Origin of the sequence: Micromonospora sp. LOL_025, assembly GCF_048060285.1 — a bacterium.
GTDB lineage: Bacteria > Actinomycetota > Actinomycetes > Mycobacteriales > Micromonosporaceae > Micromonospora.
Window position 1 is genome coordinate 178,427 of the sequence record NZ_JBHMIR010000001.1, and the last position, 15,563, is coordinate 193,989.

The 15,563-nt window shown below is 74.6% G+C and carries 18 protein-coding genes; 4 read left to right on the forward strand and 14 right to left on the reverse strand.

The annotated features are described in order from the left end of the window. Positions 1-77 precede the first annotated feature (77 nt). On the forward strand, positions 78-1,031 hold the full coding sequence (locus tag ACFHW0_RS00825) for a terpene synthase family protein (protein WP_416604761.1): 954 nt from the start codon (positions 78-80) through the stop codon (positions 1,029-1,031). Positions 1,032-1,169: 138 nt separating this feature from the next. Next, positions 1,170-2,996, forward strand: a complete 1,827-nt coding sequence (locus ACFHW0_RS00830; RefSeq protein WP_416604763.1) for an AMP-dependent synthetase/ligase — start codon at positions 1,170-1,172, stop codon at positions 2,994-2,996. A gap of 120 nt (positions 2,997-3,116) precedes the next feature. Here ACFHW0_RS00830 and ACFHW0_RS00835 read toward each other — a convergent pair whose 3' ends face one another. Both ACFHW0_RS00835 and ACFHW0_RS00840 read right to left on the reverse strand, forming a co-directional pair. Beyond that, entirely contained in the window at positions 3,117-4,430 is a 1,314-nt protein-coding gene (locus ACFHW0_RS00835) for a low temperature requirement protein A (protein ID WP_416604765.1), read from the reverse strand. 87 nt (positions 4,431-4,517) lie between these two features. Then, complete coding sequence (locus tag ACFHW0_RS00840) at positions 4,518-5,975, reverse strand: PLP-dependent aminotransferase family protein (RefSeq protein WP_416604767.1); 1,458 nt, start codon at positions 5,973-5,975, stop codon at positions 4,518-4,520. A 58-nt stretch (positions 5,976-6,033) separates the two neighbouring features. Here ACFHW0_RS00840 and ACFHW0_RS00845 point away from each other — a divergent pair, with 58 nt between their 5' ends. Both ACFHW0_RS00845 and ACFHW0_RS00850 read left to right on the forward strand, forming a co-directional pair. After that, complete coding sequence (locus ACFHW0_RS00845) at positions 6,034-6,687, forward strand: YczE/YyaS/YitT family protein (RefSeq protein WP_416604769.1); 654 nt, start codon at positions 6,034-6,036, stop codon at positions 6,685-6,687. Between the two features lie 54 nt (positions 6,688-6,741). Further along, on the forward strand, positions 6,742-7,203 hold the full coding sequence (locus ACFHW0_RS00850; RefSeq protein WP_416604771.1) for a hypothetical protein: 462 nt from the start codon (positions 6,742-6,744) through the stop codon (positions 7,201-7,203). A 34-nt stretch (positions 7,204-7,237) separates the two neighbouring features. Here the strand turns inward: ACFHW0_RS00850 and hisF are convergent, their stop codons facing one another. The 12 genes from hisF to hisD form a co-directional block, all read right to left on the reverse strand. Beyond that, positions 7,238-8,005 carry an imidazole glycerol phosphate synthase subunit HisF gene (gene hisF / locus ACFHW0_RS00855; RefSeq protein WP_416604773.1) on the reverse strand — a complete coding sequence of 256 codons (768 nt, stop codon included), beginning with the start codon at positions 8,003-8,005 and terminating at the stop codon, positions 7,238-7,240. Positions 8,006-8,087: 82 nt separating this feature from the next. Then, entirely contained in the window at positions 8,088-9,089 is a 1,002-nt protein-coding gene (locus ACFHW0_RS00860) for an NADP-dependent oxidoreductase (RefSeq protein ID WP_416604775.1), read from the reverse strand. Beyond that, entirely contained in the window at positions 9,086-9,511 is a 426-nt protein-coding gene (locus tag ACFHW0_RS00865) for an organic hydroperoxide resistance protein (protein ID WP_416605229.1), read from the reverse strand. Before ACFHW0_RS00865 ends, ACFHW0_RS00860 begins: the two co-directional genes overlap by 4 nt. A 5-nt stretch (positions 9,512-9,516) precedes the next feature. Then, positions 9,517-9,960: a MarR family winged helix-turn-helix transcriptional regulator gene (locus ACFHW0_RS00870; protein ID WP_121400577.1), complete on the reverse strand. Its 444-nt coding sequence runs from the start codon at positions 9,958-9,960 to the stop codon at positions 9,517-9,519. A 71-nt stretch (positions 9,961-10,031) separates the two neighbouring features. Beyond that, on the reverse strand, positions 10,032-10,421 hold the full coding sequence (locus ACFHW0_RS00875; protein ID WP_416604777.1) for a RidA family protein: 390 nt from the start codon (positions 10,419-10,421) through the stop codon (positions 10,032-10,034). After that, positions 10,418-11,143, reverse strand: coding sequence for a bifunctional 1-(5-phosphoribosyl)-5-((5-phosphoribosylamino)methylideneamino)imidazole-4-carboxamide isomerase/phosphoribosylanthranilate isomerase PriA (gene priA, locus ACFHW0_RS00880; protein WP_416604779.1), 726 nt, complete (start codon positions 11,141-11,143; stop codon positions 10,418-10,420). The genes ACFHW0_RS00875 and priA overlap by 4 nt, the downstream gene beginning before the upstream one ends. Before the next feature lie 17 nt (positions 11,144-11,160). Further along, complete coding sequence (locus ACFHW0_RS00885) at positions 11,161-11,484, reverse strand: hypothetical protein (protein ID WP_121400574.1); 324 nt, start codon at positions 11,482-11,484, stop codon at positions 11,161-11,163. 99 nt (positions 11,485-11,583) lie between these two features. Beyond that, positions 11,584-12,216, reverse strand: coding sequence for an imidazole glycerol phosphate synthase subunit HisH (hisH, locus tag ACFHW0_RS00890; RefSeq protein ID WP_416604780.1), 633 nt, complete (start codon positions 12,214-12,216; stop codon positions 11,584-11,586). Positions 12,217-12,267: 51 nt separating this feature from the next. Beyond that, positions 12,268-12,441, reverse strand: coding sequence for a hypothetical protein (locus ACFHW0_RS00895; RefSeq protein ID WP_416604782.1), 174 nt, complete (start codon positions 12,439-12,441; stop codon positions 12,268-12,270). Between the two features lie 61 nt (positions 12,442-12,502). Then, positions 12,503-13,114, reverse strand: a complete 612-nt coding sequence (gene hisB / locus ACFHW0_RS00900) for an imidazoleglycerol-phosphate dehydratase HisB (protein ID WP_091104907.1) — start codon at positions 13,112-13,114, stop codon at positions 12,503-12,505. A 55-nt stretch (positions 13,115-13,169) separates the two neighbouring features. Beyond that, positions 13,170-14,240 carry a histidinol-phosphate transaminase gene (locus tag ACFHW0_RS00905; RefSeq protein ID WP_416604784.1) on the reverse strand — a complete coding sequence of 357 codons (1,071 nt, stop codon included), beginning with the start codon at positions 14,238-14,240 and terminating at the stop codon, positions 13,170-13,172. Continuing rightward, positions 14,237-15,559 carry a histidinol dehydrogenase gene (hisD, locus tag ACFHW0_RS00910; RefSeq protein ID WP_416604785.1) on the reverse strand — a complete coding sequence of 441 codons (1,323 nt, stop codon included), beginning with the start codon at positions 15,557-15,559 and terminating at the stop codon, positions 14,237-14,239. Before hisD ends, ACFHW0_RS00905 begins: the two co-directional genes overlap by 4 nt. Positions 15,560-15,563 lie beyond the last annotated feature (4 nt).

The window sequence follows — 15,563 nt, forward strand, 5'->3', positions numbered from 1 at the left end:
CAACGACCGCGACCGATTCCCGCTCCCGTACGCTGTCCCGCGCCGTCCCGCCGTGGGGCGGCGCGACAGGGGGCACCATGCGGACCTTCGCGGTCTCGGCGCTACGGGAACCCCCCTTTCCCGCGCGCCAGCACGACGCCACCGCACGGGTGGCGCGGGAGAGCACCGAGTGGGTGCTCGGCCACGGGCTGATCGCTAACGGGCACCGGCTGCACCGGCTGCGCCGGGCCGACGCCGCCGGGCTGGCCGGGCGGGCCTGCCCGGAGGGCCCGGTGGACGGGCTGCGGCTGCTCACCGACCTGATCTCCTGGCTGTTCGTGATGGACGACGCCTGCGACGAGGACGGCCTCGGCGACTCCCCCACCCGGCTGGCACCGACCGTCGCCGCCCTGCTGGACGTCCTGGACGGCCACGGGGAACGGGCCGACGGGCCGGCCACCACGGCCGGGCCGCTCGGCGAGGCGCTGGGCGACCTGTGCCGGCGGGCCCACGCCGCCGGCGGGCCCGTGGCGCTGCTGCGCTTCGTCGGCGAGGTGCGGGAGTACCTGCTGGCGCTGCTCTGGGAGGCGGCGAACCGGGAGCACGGGCGGGCGCCGGGGCTGGCCGAGTACGTCCAGATGCGCCGGCACACCGGAGGGGTCCACCCCAGCTTCACGCTCACCGAGCTGGCCGCCGGGACGCTGCCGGGCGCGACCCACCGCACCGAGCCGTCGCTGGTCGCCCTCGACCTGCTCGCCGCCGACCTGATCTGCTGGTGCAACGACGTCTTCTCGTACGGCAAGGAGCACCTCGGCCAGCCGGACGTGCACAACCTGGTCGCGGTGATCGCCGCGGGGCGGGCGGACGGCGACGAGTCGTCGGCCCTGCGGGCGGCGGCCGACCGGTTCAACGAGGGCCTGACGGCGTACCTGGCGACGGAGGCGGCGCTGCTCGTCACCCGCGACGACGGCCTGCGATCGGCCCTCACCGCGCGGCGCAACTGGATCCGGGCCACCTACGACTGGTCGCTGGGGGCGGCCCGGTACGCCTGAGCCGGGGTTCCAGCTTCCGAGACGTGGCCCAGCCGTGATCCACAGGGCTAGCCGATGCCCGGGCCCAGGCAATACCCTTCGGTAACGAACGCCGACGTGACCATGGTCACGTCTCCACCCCCGAAGGCGGCTACAGCGATGGCTCTCGATGTACCGTACCGTTCCATCCCCGACATGTTCCTCAAGCGCGTGGCGGCGTCCCCCGACCGCGACGCCTTCGCCCACCCGGCCCCCGACGACTCCGGGCCGGTCTGGCTGAGCTGGGAGCAGATGGCCCGTCGCGCCAAGGCGGTCGCCGCCGGGCTGCACGGCCTCGGTGTCGGCCTGGAGGATCCGGTCGCGATCCTGGCGAACACCCGGCTCGACTGGGTGGTCGCCGACCTTGGCATCATGTGCGCCGGCGGCGCGACCACCACCGTCTACCCCACGACGGAGCCCGACGACGCGACCTACATCATCGCCGACTCCGGCTCCCGGGTGCTGTTCGCCGAGAACCCGGCCCAGGCCGCCAAGATCGCGGGTGCCGACCTGCCGGCGCTGACCCACGTCGTGCTCTTCGACGGCGCCGCCGACCCGGCCGCCGCCGTCCCCCAGCTCACCCTCGCCGAGCTGGAGGAGCAGGGCGCCCGCGCGCTGGCCGCCGAGCCCGACCTGATCGACATGCTGGTCGCCGGGATCGGCCCCGAGCACCTGGCCACGCTGATCTACACCTCCGGCACCACCGGGCGGCCGAAGGGCGTCGAGCTGCTGCACGGCGGCTGGTGCTGGGAGGGCGTGGCCCAGGCCGAGCTGGGGCTGCTCCGCGAGAACGACCTGCAGTACCTCTGGCTGCCGCTGTCGCACTCGTTCGGCAAGACCCTGCTCTGCGGCGCGATCCACGTGGGCCTGCCGACGTACGTCGACGGCCGGGTCGACAAGCTGGTCGAGCTGCTCTCGGTGATCCGGCCGACGCTGATGTGCGGCGCGCCCCGGGTGTTCGAGAAGGTCTACAACAAGGCGGTGACCACCGCGCAGGACAGCGGCGGCGCGAAGGCGAAGATCTTCGCCTGGGGCGTCCGGGTCGGCAAGGAGAAGGTCGCGCTGGAGCAGGCCGGCAGGCCCCTCCCGACGGGGCTGAAGCTGAAGTACACGGTGGCCGAGAAGCTGGTGTTCAGCAAGCTCCAGGCCCGCCTCGGCGGCCGGATCCGGGTGCTCGTCTCCGGCGCCGCCCCGCTCAGCCCGGAGATCGCCACCTTCTTCGCCGCGGCGAACCTGCCGATCTCCGAGGGCTACGGCCTCACCGAGACCAGCGCCGGCAACTTCGTCAACCCGCCGAACGGGCTGCGGATCGGCACCGTCGGCAAGGCGATGGGCGACCTGGAGTGCCGGATCGACACCGACGGCGAGATCCTGGTGCGCGGCCGGCCGGTGATGCGCGGCTACCACAACCTGCCGGAGGAGACCGCGGCCGCGTTCACCGAGGACGGCTTCTTCCGCACCGGCGACATCGGCACCCTGGACGCCGACGGCTACCTCAAGATCACCGACCGGAAGAAGGACCTGGTCAAGACCTCGGGCGGCAAGTACATCGCGCCCTCGCACATCGAGGGGATGTTCAAGGCCACCTGCCCGTACACCTCGCAGGCGGTGGTCATCGGCCAGGCCCGCAACTACTGCACGATGCTGGTCACGCTGGACCCGGACGCGATCAAGGGCTGGGCCGCCGGCACCCCGCTGGAGGGCCGCGACTACGCCGACATCGTCGCCTCGCCGGAGGCGAAGGCCATGGTCGAGGGGTACGTGGCCGAGCTCAACGCCAAGCTCAACCGCTGGGAGACGATCAAGAAGGTCGCCATCCTGCCGCGCGACCTGACCATCGAGGACGGCGAGATCACCCCGTCCCTCAAGATCAAGCGCCGCGGCGTGGAGAGCAACTTCGCCGGCGAGATCGAGAAGATGTACGCGGGCACGCTGGCCGAACTCTGAGCACGCGACGTCGGCGGCCCGCGTTGCGGTGCGGGACCGCCGACGTCGGCCTGCGCCCCGTGCTCCGCCTCGGGCCGGGCCCGGCTTGGCAGGCGGGCCCGTCCCACAGCGGGGTCGGGGTCACAGGTGGTGGCCCCGCCACCGGGTCTGCTCGGCCTCGGAGGCGAGCTGCTCCTCCAGCGCCACCTGCCGCACGCGCCGCCGCCGCGGGGCGTCGACGACCGTCTGCACCGCGACCGTCAGCACGGCGGCCACCGCCAGCATGGCCAGGGCCACCAGCTCCGGCAGTCGCCCGGCCACCGGAACCAGCGCGACGAGCAGCACCACCCCGCCGATCGACGGCCAACGTGCCGCGCCCAGCATCCGGCTGCCGAGCAGGATCAACGTGAGCAGGTAGAGCGCGACTCCGCCGAAGAGTGCCAGCAGGTCGAAGCCGGGCAGCGGCACCCCCCAGCTCGGGGTCGCCGGGTCGGCGCCCTCGTAGATCAGGCCCTTGAGGCCCAGGGCGAACAGGATCACGCCCGTGATCAGCGGCAGGTGCAGGTAGGTGTACACGTCCCGGGCCAGCCCGGCGCGGGTACGCCGCTCCCGGGTGCGGTGCAGCACCTGCTCCATGGCCAGGGCGAGGGTGTCGAAGTACGCCCACCACAGCGCCGCGACCACCGCGATGCCGAGCAGCGCCCCGACGATCACCGGCCAGGTCAGCGGCAGGGCGGCGGTGGTGCCGGGCCCGAGCCCGAGCGCGATGATCGACTCGCCGAGCGCCACCATGATGATCAGCGCATGCCGTTCCGCCCAGTGGCCCGCCGAGAGCACCGTCCAGCCCGCGCGGTGCTGGGCCAGGCCGGAACCGTACTCGACGCCGAGCGCGGCGAGCCACAACGCCAGCCGGAGCGTCATCTCGGCGCGGCCGTCGAGGAGTCGCTGCGGCACCAGCGCGGCGGTCAGGATGAAGCCCGACGCCAGCAGGAACGGCAGGGCCAGCACGGGCATCCGCCGGCGCACCTCCCGGTCGGAGCGTACGGCCCAGAGGAAGACCGACACCTGGGTCGCGCGGACCAGGAAGTAGCAGACGGCGAAGACCACCGGGCCGGGCAGCCCGCCGGGGCGGTCGACGAACGCCTTCGGCACGCTCAGCGCGAGCACGAAGACGGCGGCGGAAAGGGCGAACCCGACAAGCGGCGTCAGCCCCTGATCGGTGCGGACGACGTTGCCCAGCGCCGCGAAGCTGCTCCAGCACCACCAGAGCAGGGCGAGCACCACCAGGAACCGGATCAGCCCGCGGGCGTCCAGGCTGCCGGCCGTCACCGTGGTCACGTTGAGGAAGGCGAAGACGAAGACGAGGTCGTAGAAGAGCTCCAGGCGGGTGGTGCGGGAGCCGGGGGCGTTCGGCAGGATCCCGCGCGGCCACCGTATCCCCCGCGCGTCCCCCACCTTCGCAGTCTCCCAGACCCGGGGCGGGGCGCAGGCGCGATTGACCGACCCCGGCGGCCCGTTCCGGCCGGCACGCCGGCCCGGCCCTCAGGCGATGACCGCCGGTTCCCGCCACTGCGACCGGCCGCCCCGGTCCAGGTCGTACCGGACGGCGGCGATGCGGCCGACCGCCTCGACCAGGTCGGCGGCCGGCAGGGTGAACGGCAGCCGCAGGAAGCGCTCCAGCGTGCCGTCCAGGCCGAACCGGGGACCGGGCGCCAGGCGTACGCCGACCTCCTCGGCGGCCCGGGCCAGCGCGCTGGAGATCGGCCCGTCGAGCTCGGCCCAGAGGGTCACCCCGCCGTGCGGGACGGTGACCCGCCACTCGGGCAGGCGCTGCGCGAGTGCGGTGAGCAGCGCGTCGCGCTGGACGGTCAGCTGGGCCTGGCGCGCGGCGACGATGCCCGGCGCGTCGGCGAGCAGGTGGACCGCGACCAGCTGGTCCAGGACCGGGCTGGCCATGTCGACGCCGACGCGGGCGGCGGCGAGCCGCTGCACCTGCGGGGCGGAGGCGCGGACCCAGCCGATGCGCAGGCCGCCCCAGAAGGGCTTGCTCATCCCGCCGATGGTGATCACCCGGGAGTGCCGGTCGAAGCTGGCGGTGGGCGGGGGCAGCACCGTCCCGTCCAGCGGCAGGTCCACGAACGACTCGTCGACGACCAGGTCGGTGCCGACGGCGTGCGCGGCGGCCACCACCCGCTCGCGCAGCGCGGCCGGCATCAGGTGCCCGGTCGGGTTCTGGAAGTCCGGGATCAGGTACGCCAGCTTGGGCCGGGCCTGCCGGAGGCCGGCGAGCAGCAGGTCGGCGTCCCATCCGGGCTCCTCGACGGCCAGGCCGTGCGTGGTGATCCGGGCCCGGCGGGCGGCCAGCGCCGCCAGCGCGTTCGGATAGCTGGGCGCCTCGACCAGCACGTTGCCGCCGGGCGCGAGGGCCAGCCGGAGCACGAGGTCGAGGGCGTGCTGGGTGCCGTTGGTGACCATGATCTGGTCGGGCGAGGTGGGCAGGCCCCGGTCGGTGTAGGCGCGGGCCACCGCCTCGCGCAGCTCGATGATGCCGGTCGGGTGGTAGCCGGCGCCGCCCAGGTAGCGGGGCAGGTCCTCGGCCGCCGCGCGGGCGGCCGGCAGCAGCTCGGGCGGCGCGGCGAGCGCGGCGACCCCGAGATCGATCATGTCGCGGTCGTCCAGCGGGGTCCAGAGCCCGGTGCTCGCCACCCGGTGGGTGCCCGGGAGCATCGTCCAGCTGCCGGCTCCCCGCCGGCTGGCGAGGTGGCCGCTCTCCCGCAGCTCCCGGTACGCGGCCGTGACCGTGGTCCGGCTGATCTTCAGCGCCTCGGCCAACTCCCGCTCGGCGGGCAGCCGCACACCCAGCGGCAGCCGGCCGTCGGCGAGCAGGCCGCGTACGGCACCGGCCAGGGCGGCGTAGTCGGGGCTGCGACGGCGGCCGGGAAGCGCATGCCACTGACCGAGGAGCCGGGCCAATTGGACACCCCGAACCTGACTCGTCATGGCCACTCCTCCCGGATTGGCTCTTACGCTGCGCCAATTGGCCTTTAGCGTGGCATGGGTGGCACCGATTGGCAATCTCCGGCATCGCCCCGCGCGGCGGCTCATCCAGCTCTTCACGGGCCTCGTCCTCTACGGCGTCAGCATGGCCCTGATGATCAACTCTGGGCTGGGCCTGGACCCGTGGGACGTGTTCCACCAGGGCCTGTCCGAGCTGACCGGCCTCTCCTTCGGCACCGTGACCATCGCGGTGGGCGTCCTTGTGCTGCTGCTCTGGATACCCCTGCGCCAGCGTCCCGGCCTCGGCACGGTCAGCAACGTCCTGGTCGTCGGGCTGGTGGTCGACGCGACGCTCGCGCTGCTGCCGGCCGGCGGGTCGCTGGGCGTACGGGCCGGGATGCTGCTCGCCGGCGTCGTGGCCAACGGGGCGGCGACGGGGCTCTACCTCGGCGCCCGCCTCGGGCCCGGCCCCCGCGACGGCCTGATGACCGGCTACGTCGCCCGCCGGCCCGGCCGCTCGGTCCGGCTCGTCCGCACCGTCATCGAGGTCACGGTGCTGGCGCTGGGCTGGCTGCTCGGCGGGACGGTGGGCGTCGGCACGGTCGTCTACGCGCTGGCCATCGGCCCGCTGACCCAGGTCTTCCTGCCGCTGTTCACGGTCCCCGGGCCGCAGGACCCCGCCCCGGGCCCGGTCGCGCCGCTCCCCGCCGCCTGACGCGACCCGGACGCCGGTGTTCCCTTCGGACGCCACGCCCGGCAGAATCCTCGCATGGGGGAGAACGGATGGCGCTGGAGCGATGCCTGGATCTTCGTCTCGGTGGTGATCGCCAGCGGTGCGGGACGGCACCGCCGCGCGGCGTCCAGCCGCCGCCCCGAGGGCGTACGCCTCGCCGACGTGCTCTCCACCGCCGACCACCTCAACCAGGCGATCCCCGAACGACACGAGGTGGAGGCGGCGGTCCGTCGCCTCGTCGGGGCCGGGCTGGTCAGCGTCACCGACGGCTGGTTCCGGATCACCGCCGACGGTGAGCGCCTCTGGCGCACCAGGCCGAGCGCCGGTCTCGCCACCACCGTGGACACGGTGCAGGGCGTGCTGGTCCGGCGACATGCCCCGGTCACTGCCGACTGGCACCTGGACGAGGCCGACCACGCCGCCGCCGTGCAGGAGTACGTGGTGCGGTCGATCCCGGCGCCCCGGCGCTCCCCCGAGAACCGGTCCCGCCGCGACTGAGCGGGCGCAGCCGGACCGGGCGGACCGCGAGCGGTCAGCGGACGGGGTGCCCGGCCCCGCGCAGCGCGTCCTTGACCTCGGCGACGGTCAGCTCGCCGAAGTGGAAGACGCTGGCGGCGAGCACCGCGTCCGCGCCGGCACCGATCGCCGGCGCGAAGTGCGCCACCTCGCCCGCGCCGCCGCTGGCCACCACCGGCACGTCCACCACCCGGCGCACCGCGCCGATGAGTTCGAGATCGAAGCCGGCCTTCGTGCCGTCGGCGTCCATCGAGTTCAGCAGGATCTCCCCCGCGCCCAGCTCGGCGCCGCGTCGGGCCCACTCGACCGCGTCCAGCCCGGTGCCGCGCCGACCGCCGTGGGTGGTCACCTCGAAACCGCTGGGCGTGCCACCGCCGGGTGCGCGCCGCACGTCGAGCGAGAGCACCAGCACCTGCCGGCCGAACCGTTCGGCGATCTCGGCGATCAGCTCGGGGCGGGCGATCGCGGCGGTGTTCACCCCGACCTTGTCCGCGCCGGCGCGCAGCAGGGTGTCGACGTCGGCGACCTGCCGGACGCCACCGCCGACGGTCAACGGGATGAAGACCGACTCCGCCGTGCGGCGGACCACGTCGAGCATGGTGCCCCGGTCGCTGGAGGAGGCGGTGACGTCGAGGAAGGTCAGCTCGTCCGCGCCGGCCCGGTCGTACGCCGCCGCCAGCTCCACCGGATCGCCGGCGTCGCGCAGGTCGAGGAAGTTGACCCCCTTGACCACCCGACCGGCGTCCACGTCGAGACACGGGATGACCCGCACCGCCACCGTCATGCCGCGAGCCTATCCTTCCCGGCGCCGGCGGTGACCGGCCGGTGAGGCCGGCCACCGCGTCGAGGGGCCCTGACGCCGTCGGTCACACCCGGACGAGCATCTTGCCCAGGTTCTCGCCGCGCAGCAGGCCGAGGAACGCCTCCGGGGCGTTCTCGATGCCGTCGACGACCGTCTCGTCGTACGAGACCCTGCCGTCCCGCAGCCAGCCGGCCATCTCGCGTACGAACTCGTCGCGCAGGTGGTTGTGGTCGCCGACCAGGAAGCCGCGCAGGGTGAGCCGTTTGCCGATGAGCAGCGCCAGGTTGCGCGGCGCGGCCGGCGGCTCGGTGTCGTTGTACTGCGCGATCATTCCGCAGATCGCGGCCCGGCCGTGCACCTTCATCGCGGAGATCGCCGCCTCCAGGTGGTCGCCGCCGACGTTGTCGAAGTAGACGTCGACGCCGTCGGGGGCGGCGGCCTTCAGCGAGTCGCGCACCGGCCCGTCGTGGTAGTCGAACGCGGCGTCGAAACCCAGCGCGCGCAGCCGCTCGACCTTGGCCGCCGAGCCCGCGCTGCCGACCACGTGCGCCGCGCCCCGGAGCTTGGCGATCTGGCCGACCAGGCTGCCGACCGCGCCGGCGGCGGCGGAGACGAAGACGGTCTCCCCCGGCTTCATCCCGGCGACCTCCAGCAGCCCGGCGTACGCGGTCAGGCCGGTCATGCCGAGCACGCTCAGGTAGGCGGTGACCGGGGCGAGGTCGGGGTCGACCTTCCGGGCGGCCCGCGCGTCGAGCAGCGCGTACTCGCGCCAGCCGAGGCCGTGCAGGACGGTGTCGCCGGGCCGGACGCCGTCGGCCTCGCTGGCCACGACCTCGCCGACCGCCCCGCCGTCCAGCGGCGCGTCGAGCGCGAACGGCGGCACGTACGACTTGACGTCGTTCATCCGCCCCCGCATGTACGGGTCGACCGACACGTACCGGTTGCGGACCACGATCTGCCCCGGCCCGGGGGTGGGCACCTCGGTCTCGACGAGCCGGAAGTTGTCCGCGCTCGGCCAGCCCTGCGGGCGGGAGGCCAGGTGGATCTCCCGGTTGCGGGTGCTCACAGCGCCTCGCGCACGGTGAGGGCGACCTCGACGTTGCCGCGGGTGGCGTTCGAGTAGGGGCAGACCTGGTGCGCCTGCGCGAGCAGTTCCTCGGCGGCGGCGTGCTCGACGGCCGGAAGGTCGACCGCGAGGGCGACGGTCAGCCCGAAGCCGCCGCTGCCGTTGGCGCCGATGCCGACCTCGGCCTCGACGACCGAGCCGGAGACGTCGGCCTTCGCCTTGCGGGCGACGAGGCGCAGCGCCGAGTGGAAGCAGGCGGCGTAGCCGGCCGCGAAGAGCTGCTCGGGGTTGGCGGCGCCGCCGGCGCCACCCATCTCCTTGGGCACGGCCAGGCCCAGGTCGAGGGTGCCGTCGGAGGTGCGGACGTGGCCGTCCCGACCGTCCCCGGTGGCCCGGGCGGACGCGGTGTAGAGCACCTGCATGGTGGTCACTGCTCCTTCTGTCGGTGGATCGTCTCGGTGACCCGGGTGAGGGTGTCGCGCAGGGCGACCAGCTCCGCCTCGGTGAGGCCCGTGGCGCGGGCGACCCGCAGTGGCACCTCGCCCATCCGGTCCCGCAGGGCCCGCCCGTCGCCGGTCAGGCCCACCTCCACCCGCCGCTCGTCGCGCGCCGACCGGGTCCGGACGACCAGCCCCGCCCCCTCCAACCGCTTGAGCAGCGGGGAGAGCGTGCCGGAGTCCAGCCGCAGGGCGGCGCCGAGCTCGGAGACCGTGGGGGCGTCGTCGCGCTCCCAGAGCACCAGCAGCACCAGGTACTGCGGATACGTCAGGCCGAACTCGTCGAGGACGGGCCGGTAGACGTCGGTGAGGGCGCGCGACGCGGCGTAGAGCGCGAAGCACACCTGCCGGCGCAGCACCAGATCGTCGGTCACCCTGGGAACGCTAGCGCGCAATTAGATTGCGCGCAACCGATCAGGGCGAACGCAGCGACACGTCGTCGGGCTCAGCGGTCGCCGAGGTACGCCTCCAACTCCACCTCGACCAGGTGGTCCGGATCGAGCAGGCCGGCCACCACCACCATGGTGGCCGCCGGGCGGACCGCGCCGAAGACCACGTTGTGCGCCCGGCCCACCTCGTCGGCGTACGTCCGGTCCGTGACGTACATCCGGGTCCGCACCACGTCCCCGGGCTCCGCGCCCACCTCGGCGAGCGCGTCCAGCCCGATCCGCAGGGCCTGCGCGGTCTGCGCTGCCGCGTCCCCGACGTGGGTGACCACGCCGTCCACCGTCGAGGTGCACCCGGCCGTCCAGGCCAGGTCGCCGGCCCGGACGACCCGGCAGTAGCCGTACAACGGCTCCCACGGGCCGCCCGAGCCGAGCCGCGTGACGGTCACGCCGCCGCCAGGGTTTCCAGCGCCTGCGCCACGGTGAAGGCGCCCGCGTACAGGGCCTTGCCGGCGATCACGCCCTCCACCCCGATCGGCTCCAGGGTGGCCAGCGCCCGCAGGTCGTCCAGGGTGGAGACGCCGCCGGAGGCGATCACCGGAGCGTCGGTGCGGGCGCAGACCTCGCGCAGCAGCTCCAGGTTCGGCCCGCGCATGGTGCCGTCCTTGGTGATGTCGGTGACGACGTAGCGCGCCGCGCCCGCCTTGTCCAGCCGCTCCAGCACCTCGAAGAGGTCGCCGCCGTCGCGCGTCCAGCCCCGGGCGGAGAGGGTACGGCCCCGCACGTCCAGCCCGATCGCCACCCGGTCGCCGTACTCCCCGCACACCCGGTCGCACCAGAGGGGATCCTCCAGGGCGGCGGTGCCGATGTTCACCCGGGCGGCGCCGGTGCCGAGCGCGGCGTGCAGCGACTCGTCGTCGCGGATGCCGCCGGACAGCTCCACCTTCACGTCGAGCTGCCGCACCACCTCGGCCAGCAGGTGCGCGTTGGAGCCGCGGCCGAACGCGGCGTCGAGGTCGACCAGGTGGATCCACTCGGCGCCGTCGCGCTGCCAGGCGAGCGCGGCCTCCAACGGGTCGCCGTACGTCGTCTCGCTGCCGGCGGCGCCCTGCACGAGGCGGACGGCCTGGCCGTCGGCGACGTCCACGGCGGGCAACAGGGTGAGGCTCACGGTATTTCTCCTCGAAGTCAGGTGCGACGGTCCAGGGCGATCACCACGATCGCCGGCAGTACGAGCAGCAACAGCACGACCAACGCGATCCGCAGCGCCAGATCGTCGACGAACGTCCAGATCAGTGCCATCGCCGCCAGGGTCAGCAGCACGATGGCGGCCCGTTCGCCGCGGCTGTGCCGGGGCAGCCGGCCCGTCCGCCCCCGGCGCAGCGACGGCGTCATCCGGCGGACCAGTGCCCGCCGCCGCGACCGCCGGGCCGCCCGCCGCTCGCGGACGACCCGCTCCCGGGCGGCCTCGGCCTCCCGGGCCGCCCGACGCCGGGCCCGCTCCTTGCTCACGTCGTGCCCCGCTGGCGGCGCGGCCGTCCGAGCGACCGCGGGCGGGCGGAAGGGCGACCGGGGGCGGGCCGGAGCGGGCCCGCCGCACCGGACAGGCGCTCAGCCACCGGTGGGAAGCGTGGCGAGCCAGTTGCGCAGCAGCGCGGCACCGGTGTCGGCGGACTTCTCGGGGTGGAACTGCGCGGCGCAGAGCGGACCCCGCTCCACCGCCGCCACGAAATCCGTCCCGTGGTGGGCGGTGACGACCGTGGCTCCGGCGTCCGCCAGCGCGGCCGGGTCCCCGACCGCGTACGAGTGCACGAAGTAGAAGCGGCTGTCGGCGGGCAGGCCGGCGAAGAGCACCGACCCCGCCGGCGCCGCGACCGTGTTCCAGCCCATGTGCGGCAGCCGGGGGGCGGCCAGCCTGGTCACCCCGCCGGGAAGCAGCCCGAGCCCCTTGGTCACCACCCCGTGCTCGTCGCCGTGCTCGAAGAGCACCTGCATGCCCACGCAGATGCCCAGCACCGGACGGCCGGCGGCGACGCGCTCGGCGATCACCGGGCCCGCCCCGAGCTCCTCGATCCCGGCCATGCAGGCGGCGAACGCGCCCACGCCCGGCACCACCAGGCCGTCCGCCTCGGCGGCGACGCCCAGGTCGTCGGTCACCGTCACGTCCGCGCCGGCACGGGCCAGGGCCCGCTCGGCCGAGCGCAGGTTGCCCGACCCGTAGTCGAGCACCACCACACGGCTCACGCCGTCACCACCCTCCGGTCGGCACCGCGGCGCCGTCGCCCGCTCCGCCGCTCACGCGCCCTCCCCCGGCAGCAGCCAGAGCGCTCCGGCGACCGTGGCCAGGACGGCGAGCAGCGCGGTGACGACCACCGCGCCGCGCGGGGCGCCCTGCCGGTGCAGCGACCACGCCCCGCCGACCAGCACACCGGCCAGGATCAGCAGCAACGACGGCAGCACCCCACCCATCAGAGCCGCCCTCCGTTCGCGACTGCGGGACTCCGCTGCGCTGCGTTCCTCGCGCTCACGCTCACAGGGCTCCCTTCGTGCTGGGGATGGCGCCCGCCGCGCGCGGGTCGATCGCCGTGGCCTCGCGCAGCGCGCGGGAGACCGCCTTGAACTGGGCCTCCACCACGTGGTGGGCGTCGGGGTGACCGCCCGGGCGGGCCGCCCGCAGCACGTCCACGTGCAGGGTGATCCGGGCCGCCTGGCCGAAGGACTCCCAGATGTGCCGGGTCATGCTGGTCGGGTAGACCGGCCCGATGTACGGCGCCAGCACCGGCTCGTCGTGCACCACGTACGGGCGGCCGGAGAGGTCGACCGCGGCCCGGACGAGGACCTCGTCCATCGGGACGGTGGCCGAGCCGTACCGCCGGATGCCGGCCTTGTCCCCCAACGCCTGGTCGAACGCGGCGCCCAGGGCGAGCGCGGTGTCCTCCATCGTGTGGTGGGCGTCGATCTCCAGGTCACCCACGGTGCGCACGGTCAGGTCGAAGCCGCCGTGCCGCGCGATCTGGTGCAGCATGTGGTCGTAGAAGCCGACCCCGGTGCCGATCTCGGCCCGGCCGGTGCCGTCGAGGTCGATCTCGACGAGCACCTTCGTCTCCTTGGTGATCCGCTCCACGCGGGCGGTCCGGCTCATTGCTCGCCTTTCGGTCGCGACTGCGGGGCTCGCAGGCTCACTCCCCGCGCTCCCACTAGATCTTTTCCATCGCGGTCAGGAACGCGTCGGTCTCGGCGGGGGTGCCGGCGGTGACCCGCAGCCAGCCCGGCAGGCCGACGTCGCGTACCAGCACGCCGGCGTCGAGCAGGGTGCGCCACGCGGCGGCCTGGTCGCCCCCGACCTCGAACAGCACGAAGTTGGCGTCGCTGTCGGCCACCCGCAGCCCCCGCTCGCGCAGCCGCGCCACGATCCGGTCCCGCTGCCCGCAGATCGCGGCCACCGTGTCGAGGAGGGCGTCGCGGTGCGCCAGCGCCGCCCGGGCCGCCGCCTGGGTGAGCGCCGAGAGGTGGTACGGCAGCCGGACCAGCTGCACCGCCGCCACCACCGCCGGGTCGGCCGCCAGGTAGCCCAGCCGGCCACCGGCGAACCCGAACGCCTTGCTCATCGTCCGGGTCACCACCAGCCGCGGGTGCCCGGGCAGCACCGCCAGGGCGCTGACCGTGCCGGGGCGGGCGAACTCGGCGTACGCCTCGTCGACGACCACCATGCCGGGCGCGGCGTCCAGGACCGCGGCGACCACCGCCGGTTTGAGGGCCGTGCCGGTGGGGTTGTTCGGCGAGCAGAGGAAGACCACGTCCGGGGCGTGCTCGCGGACCTGGGCGACCGCCTCGTCTGCGGTCAGCCCGAAGTCGACGCCGCGGCGGGCCGGCACCCAGCGGGTGCCGGTGCCGAGCGCCAGCAGCGGGTGCATCGAGTACGCGGGGGTGAAGCCGAGCGCGCTGCGCCCCGGCCCGCCGAACGCCTGGAGCAGCTGCTGCTGGATCTCGTTGGAACCGTTGGCGGCCCACACCTGGTCGGCGGTGAGCCCGTGGCCGAGGTAGCCGGCCAGGTCGGCGCGCAGCGCCACGGCGTCGCGGTCCGGGTAGCGGTTGAGGTCACGCAGCTCCGCCGCGAGGGCCTTGCCGATCGCGTCCACCACCGGCTCGGGCACCGGGTAGGAGTTCTCGTTGGTGTTCAGCCGCACGGGCACGTCGAGCTGCGGCGCCCCGTACGGCGACAACCCGCGCAGGTCGTCGCGGATCGGCAGGTCGTCGAGGCCGGTCACGCCAGCTCCCCCGGGAAGCGCACCTGGACCGCCCGGCCGTGCGCGGGCAGGTCCTCGACGGTGGCCAGGGTGACCACGTGCGGGGCCACCTCGCGCAGCGCCTGCTCGGAGTAGTCGATCAGGTGGATGCCGCGCAGGAAGGACTGCACCGACAGCCCGGAGGAGTGCCGGGCGCAGCCGCCGGTGGGCAGCACGTGGTTGGAGCCGGCGCAGTAGTCGCCGAGCGACACGGGCGACCAGGCGCCGACGAAGATCGCCCCGGCGTTGCGCACCCGCAGCGCCCACTCGCGGGCGTCCCGGGTCTGGATCTCCAGGTGCTCGGCCGCGTACGCGTCGACCACCCGTAGCCCGGCCTCGAGGTCGTCGACCAGGACGACGCCGCTCTGCTCGCCGGTGAGCGCGGTGGTGACCCGCTCGGCGTGCTTGGTGGCCGGCACCTGCCGGGCCAGCTCCCGCTCCACGGCCTCGACCAGCTCGACCGAGGGGGTCACCAGCACGCTGGCCGCGAGGGGGTCGTGCTCGGCCTGGCTGACCAGGTCGGCCGCGACGTGCGCCGGGTCGGCGGTGTCGTCGGCCAGGATGGCGATCTCGGTCGGTCCGGCCTCGGCGTCGATGCCGACGACGCCGCGCAGCAGCCGCTTGGCGGCGGTGACCCAGATGTTGCCCGGGCCGGTGATCATGTCGACCGGGTCGCAGTGCGCGGCGCCCTCGACGTCGACCGCCGCGCCGTACGCCAGCATCGCCACGGCCTGGGCGCCGCCTACGGCGTAGACCTCGTCGACGCCGAGCAGGGCGCAGGCGGCGAGCACCCGGGCGTCGGGCAGGCCGCCGTTGTCCTTCTGCGGCGGGCTCGCCACCACCAGCGCGCGCACCCCGGCCGCCTGGGCCGGCACCACGTTCATCACCACGGTCGACGGGTACATCGCCAGGCCGCCGGGGACGTAGAGGCCGACCCGGTCGACCGGCACCCAGCGCTCGGTCACCGTGCCGCCCGGCACCACCTGGGTGGTGTGGTCGGTGCGGCGCTGGTCGGCGTGCACCTTGCGGGCCCGGGCGATCGACTCCAGCAGCGCGGCGCGCACCTCGGGGTCGAGGGCGCCCTCCGCCTCGGCGAGGGCCTCGGCGGGCACCCGCAGCACCTCGGGCGAGACCCCGTCGAAGCGCTCGCTGGCCTCCCGGATCGCCGGGTAGCCATGCTCCCGGACCGCCTCCACGAGGGGGCGGATCCGCTCGACGGCCACGGAGACGTCGAGTTGGGCACGGGGCAGCAGGCGGCGCGGGTCGCGGACGCCGCCGCGCAGGTCGATCCGGTTCAACACCCTT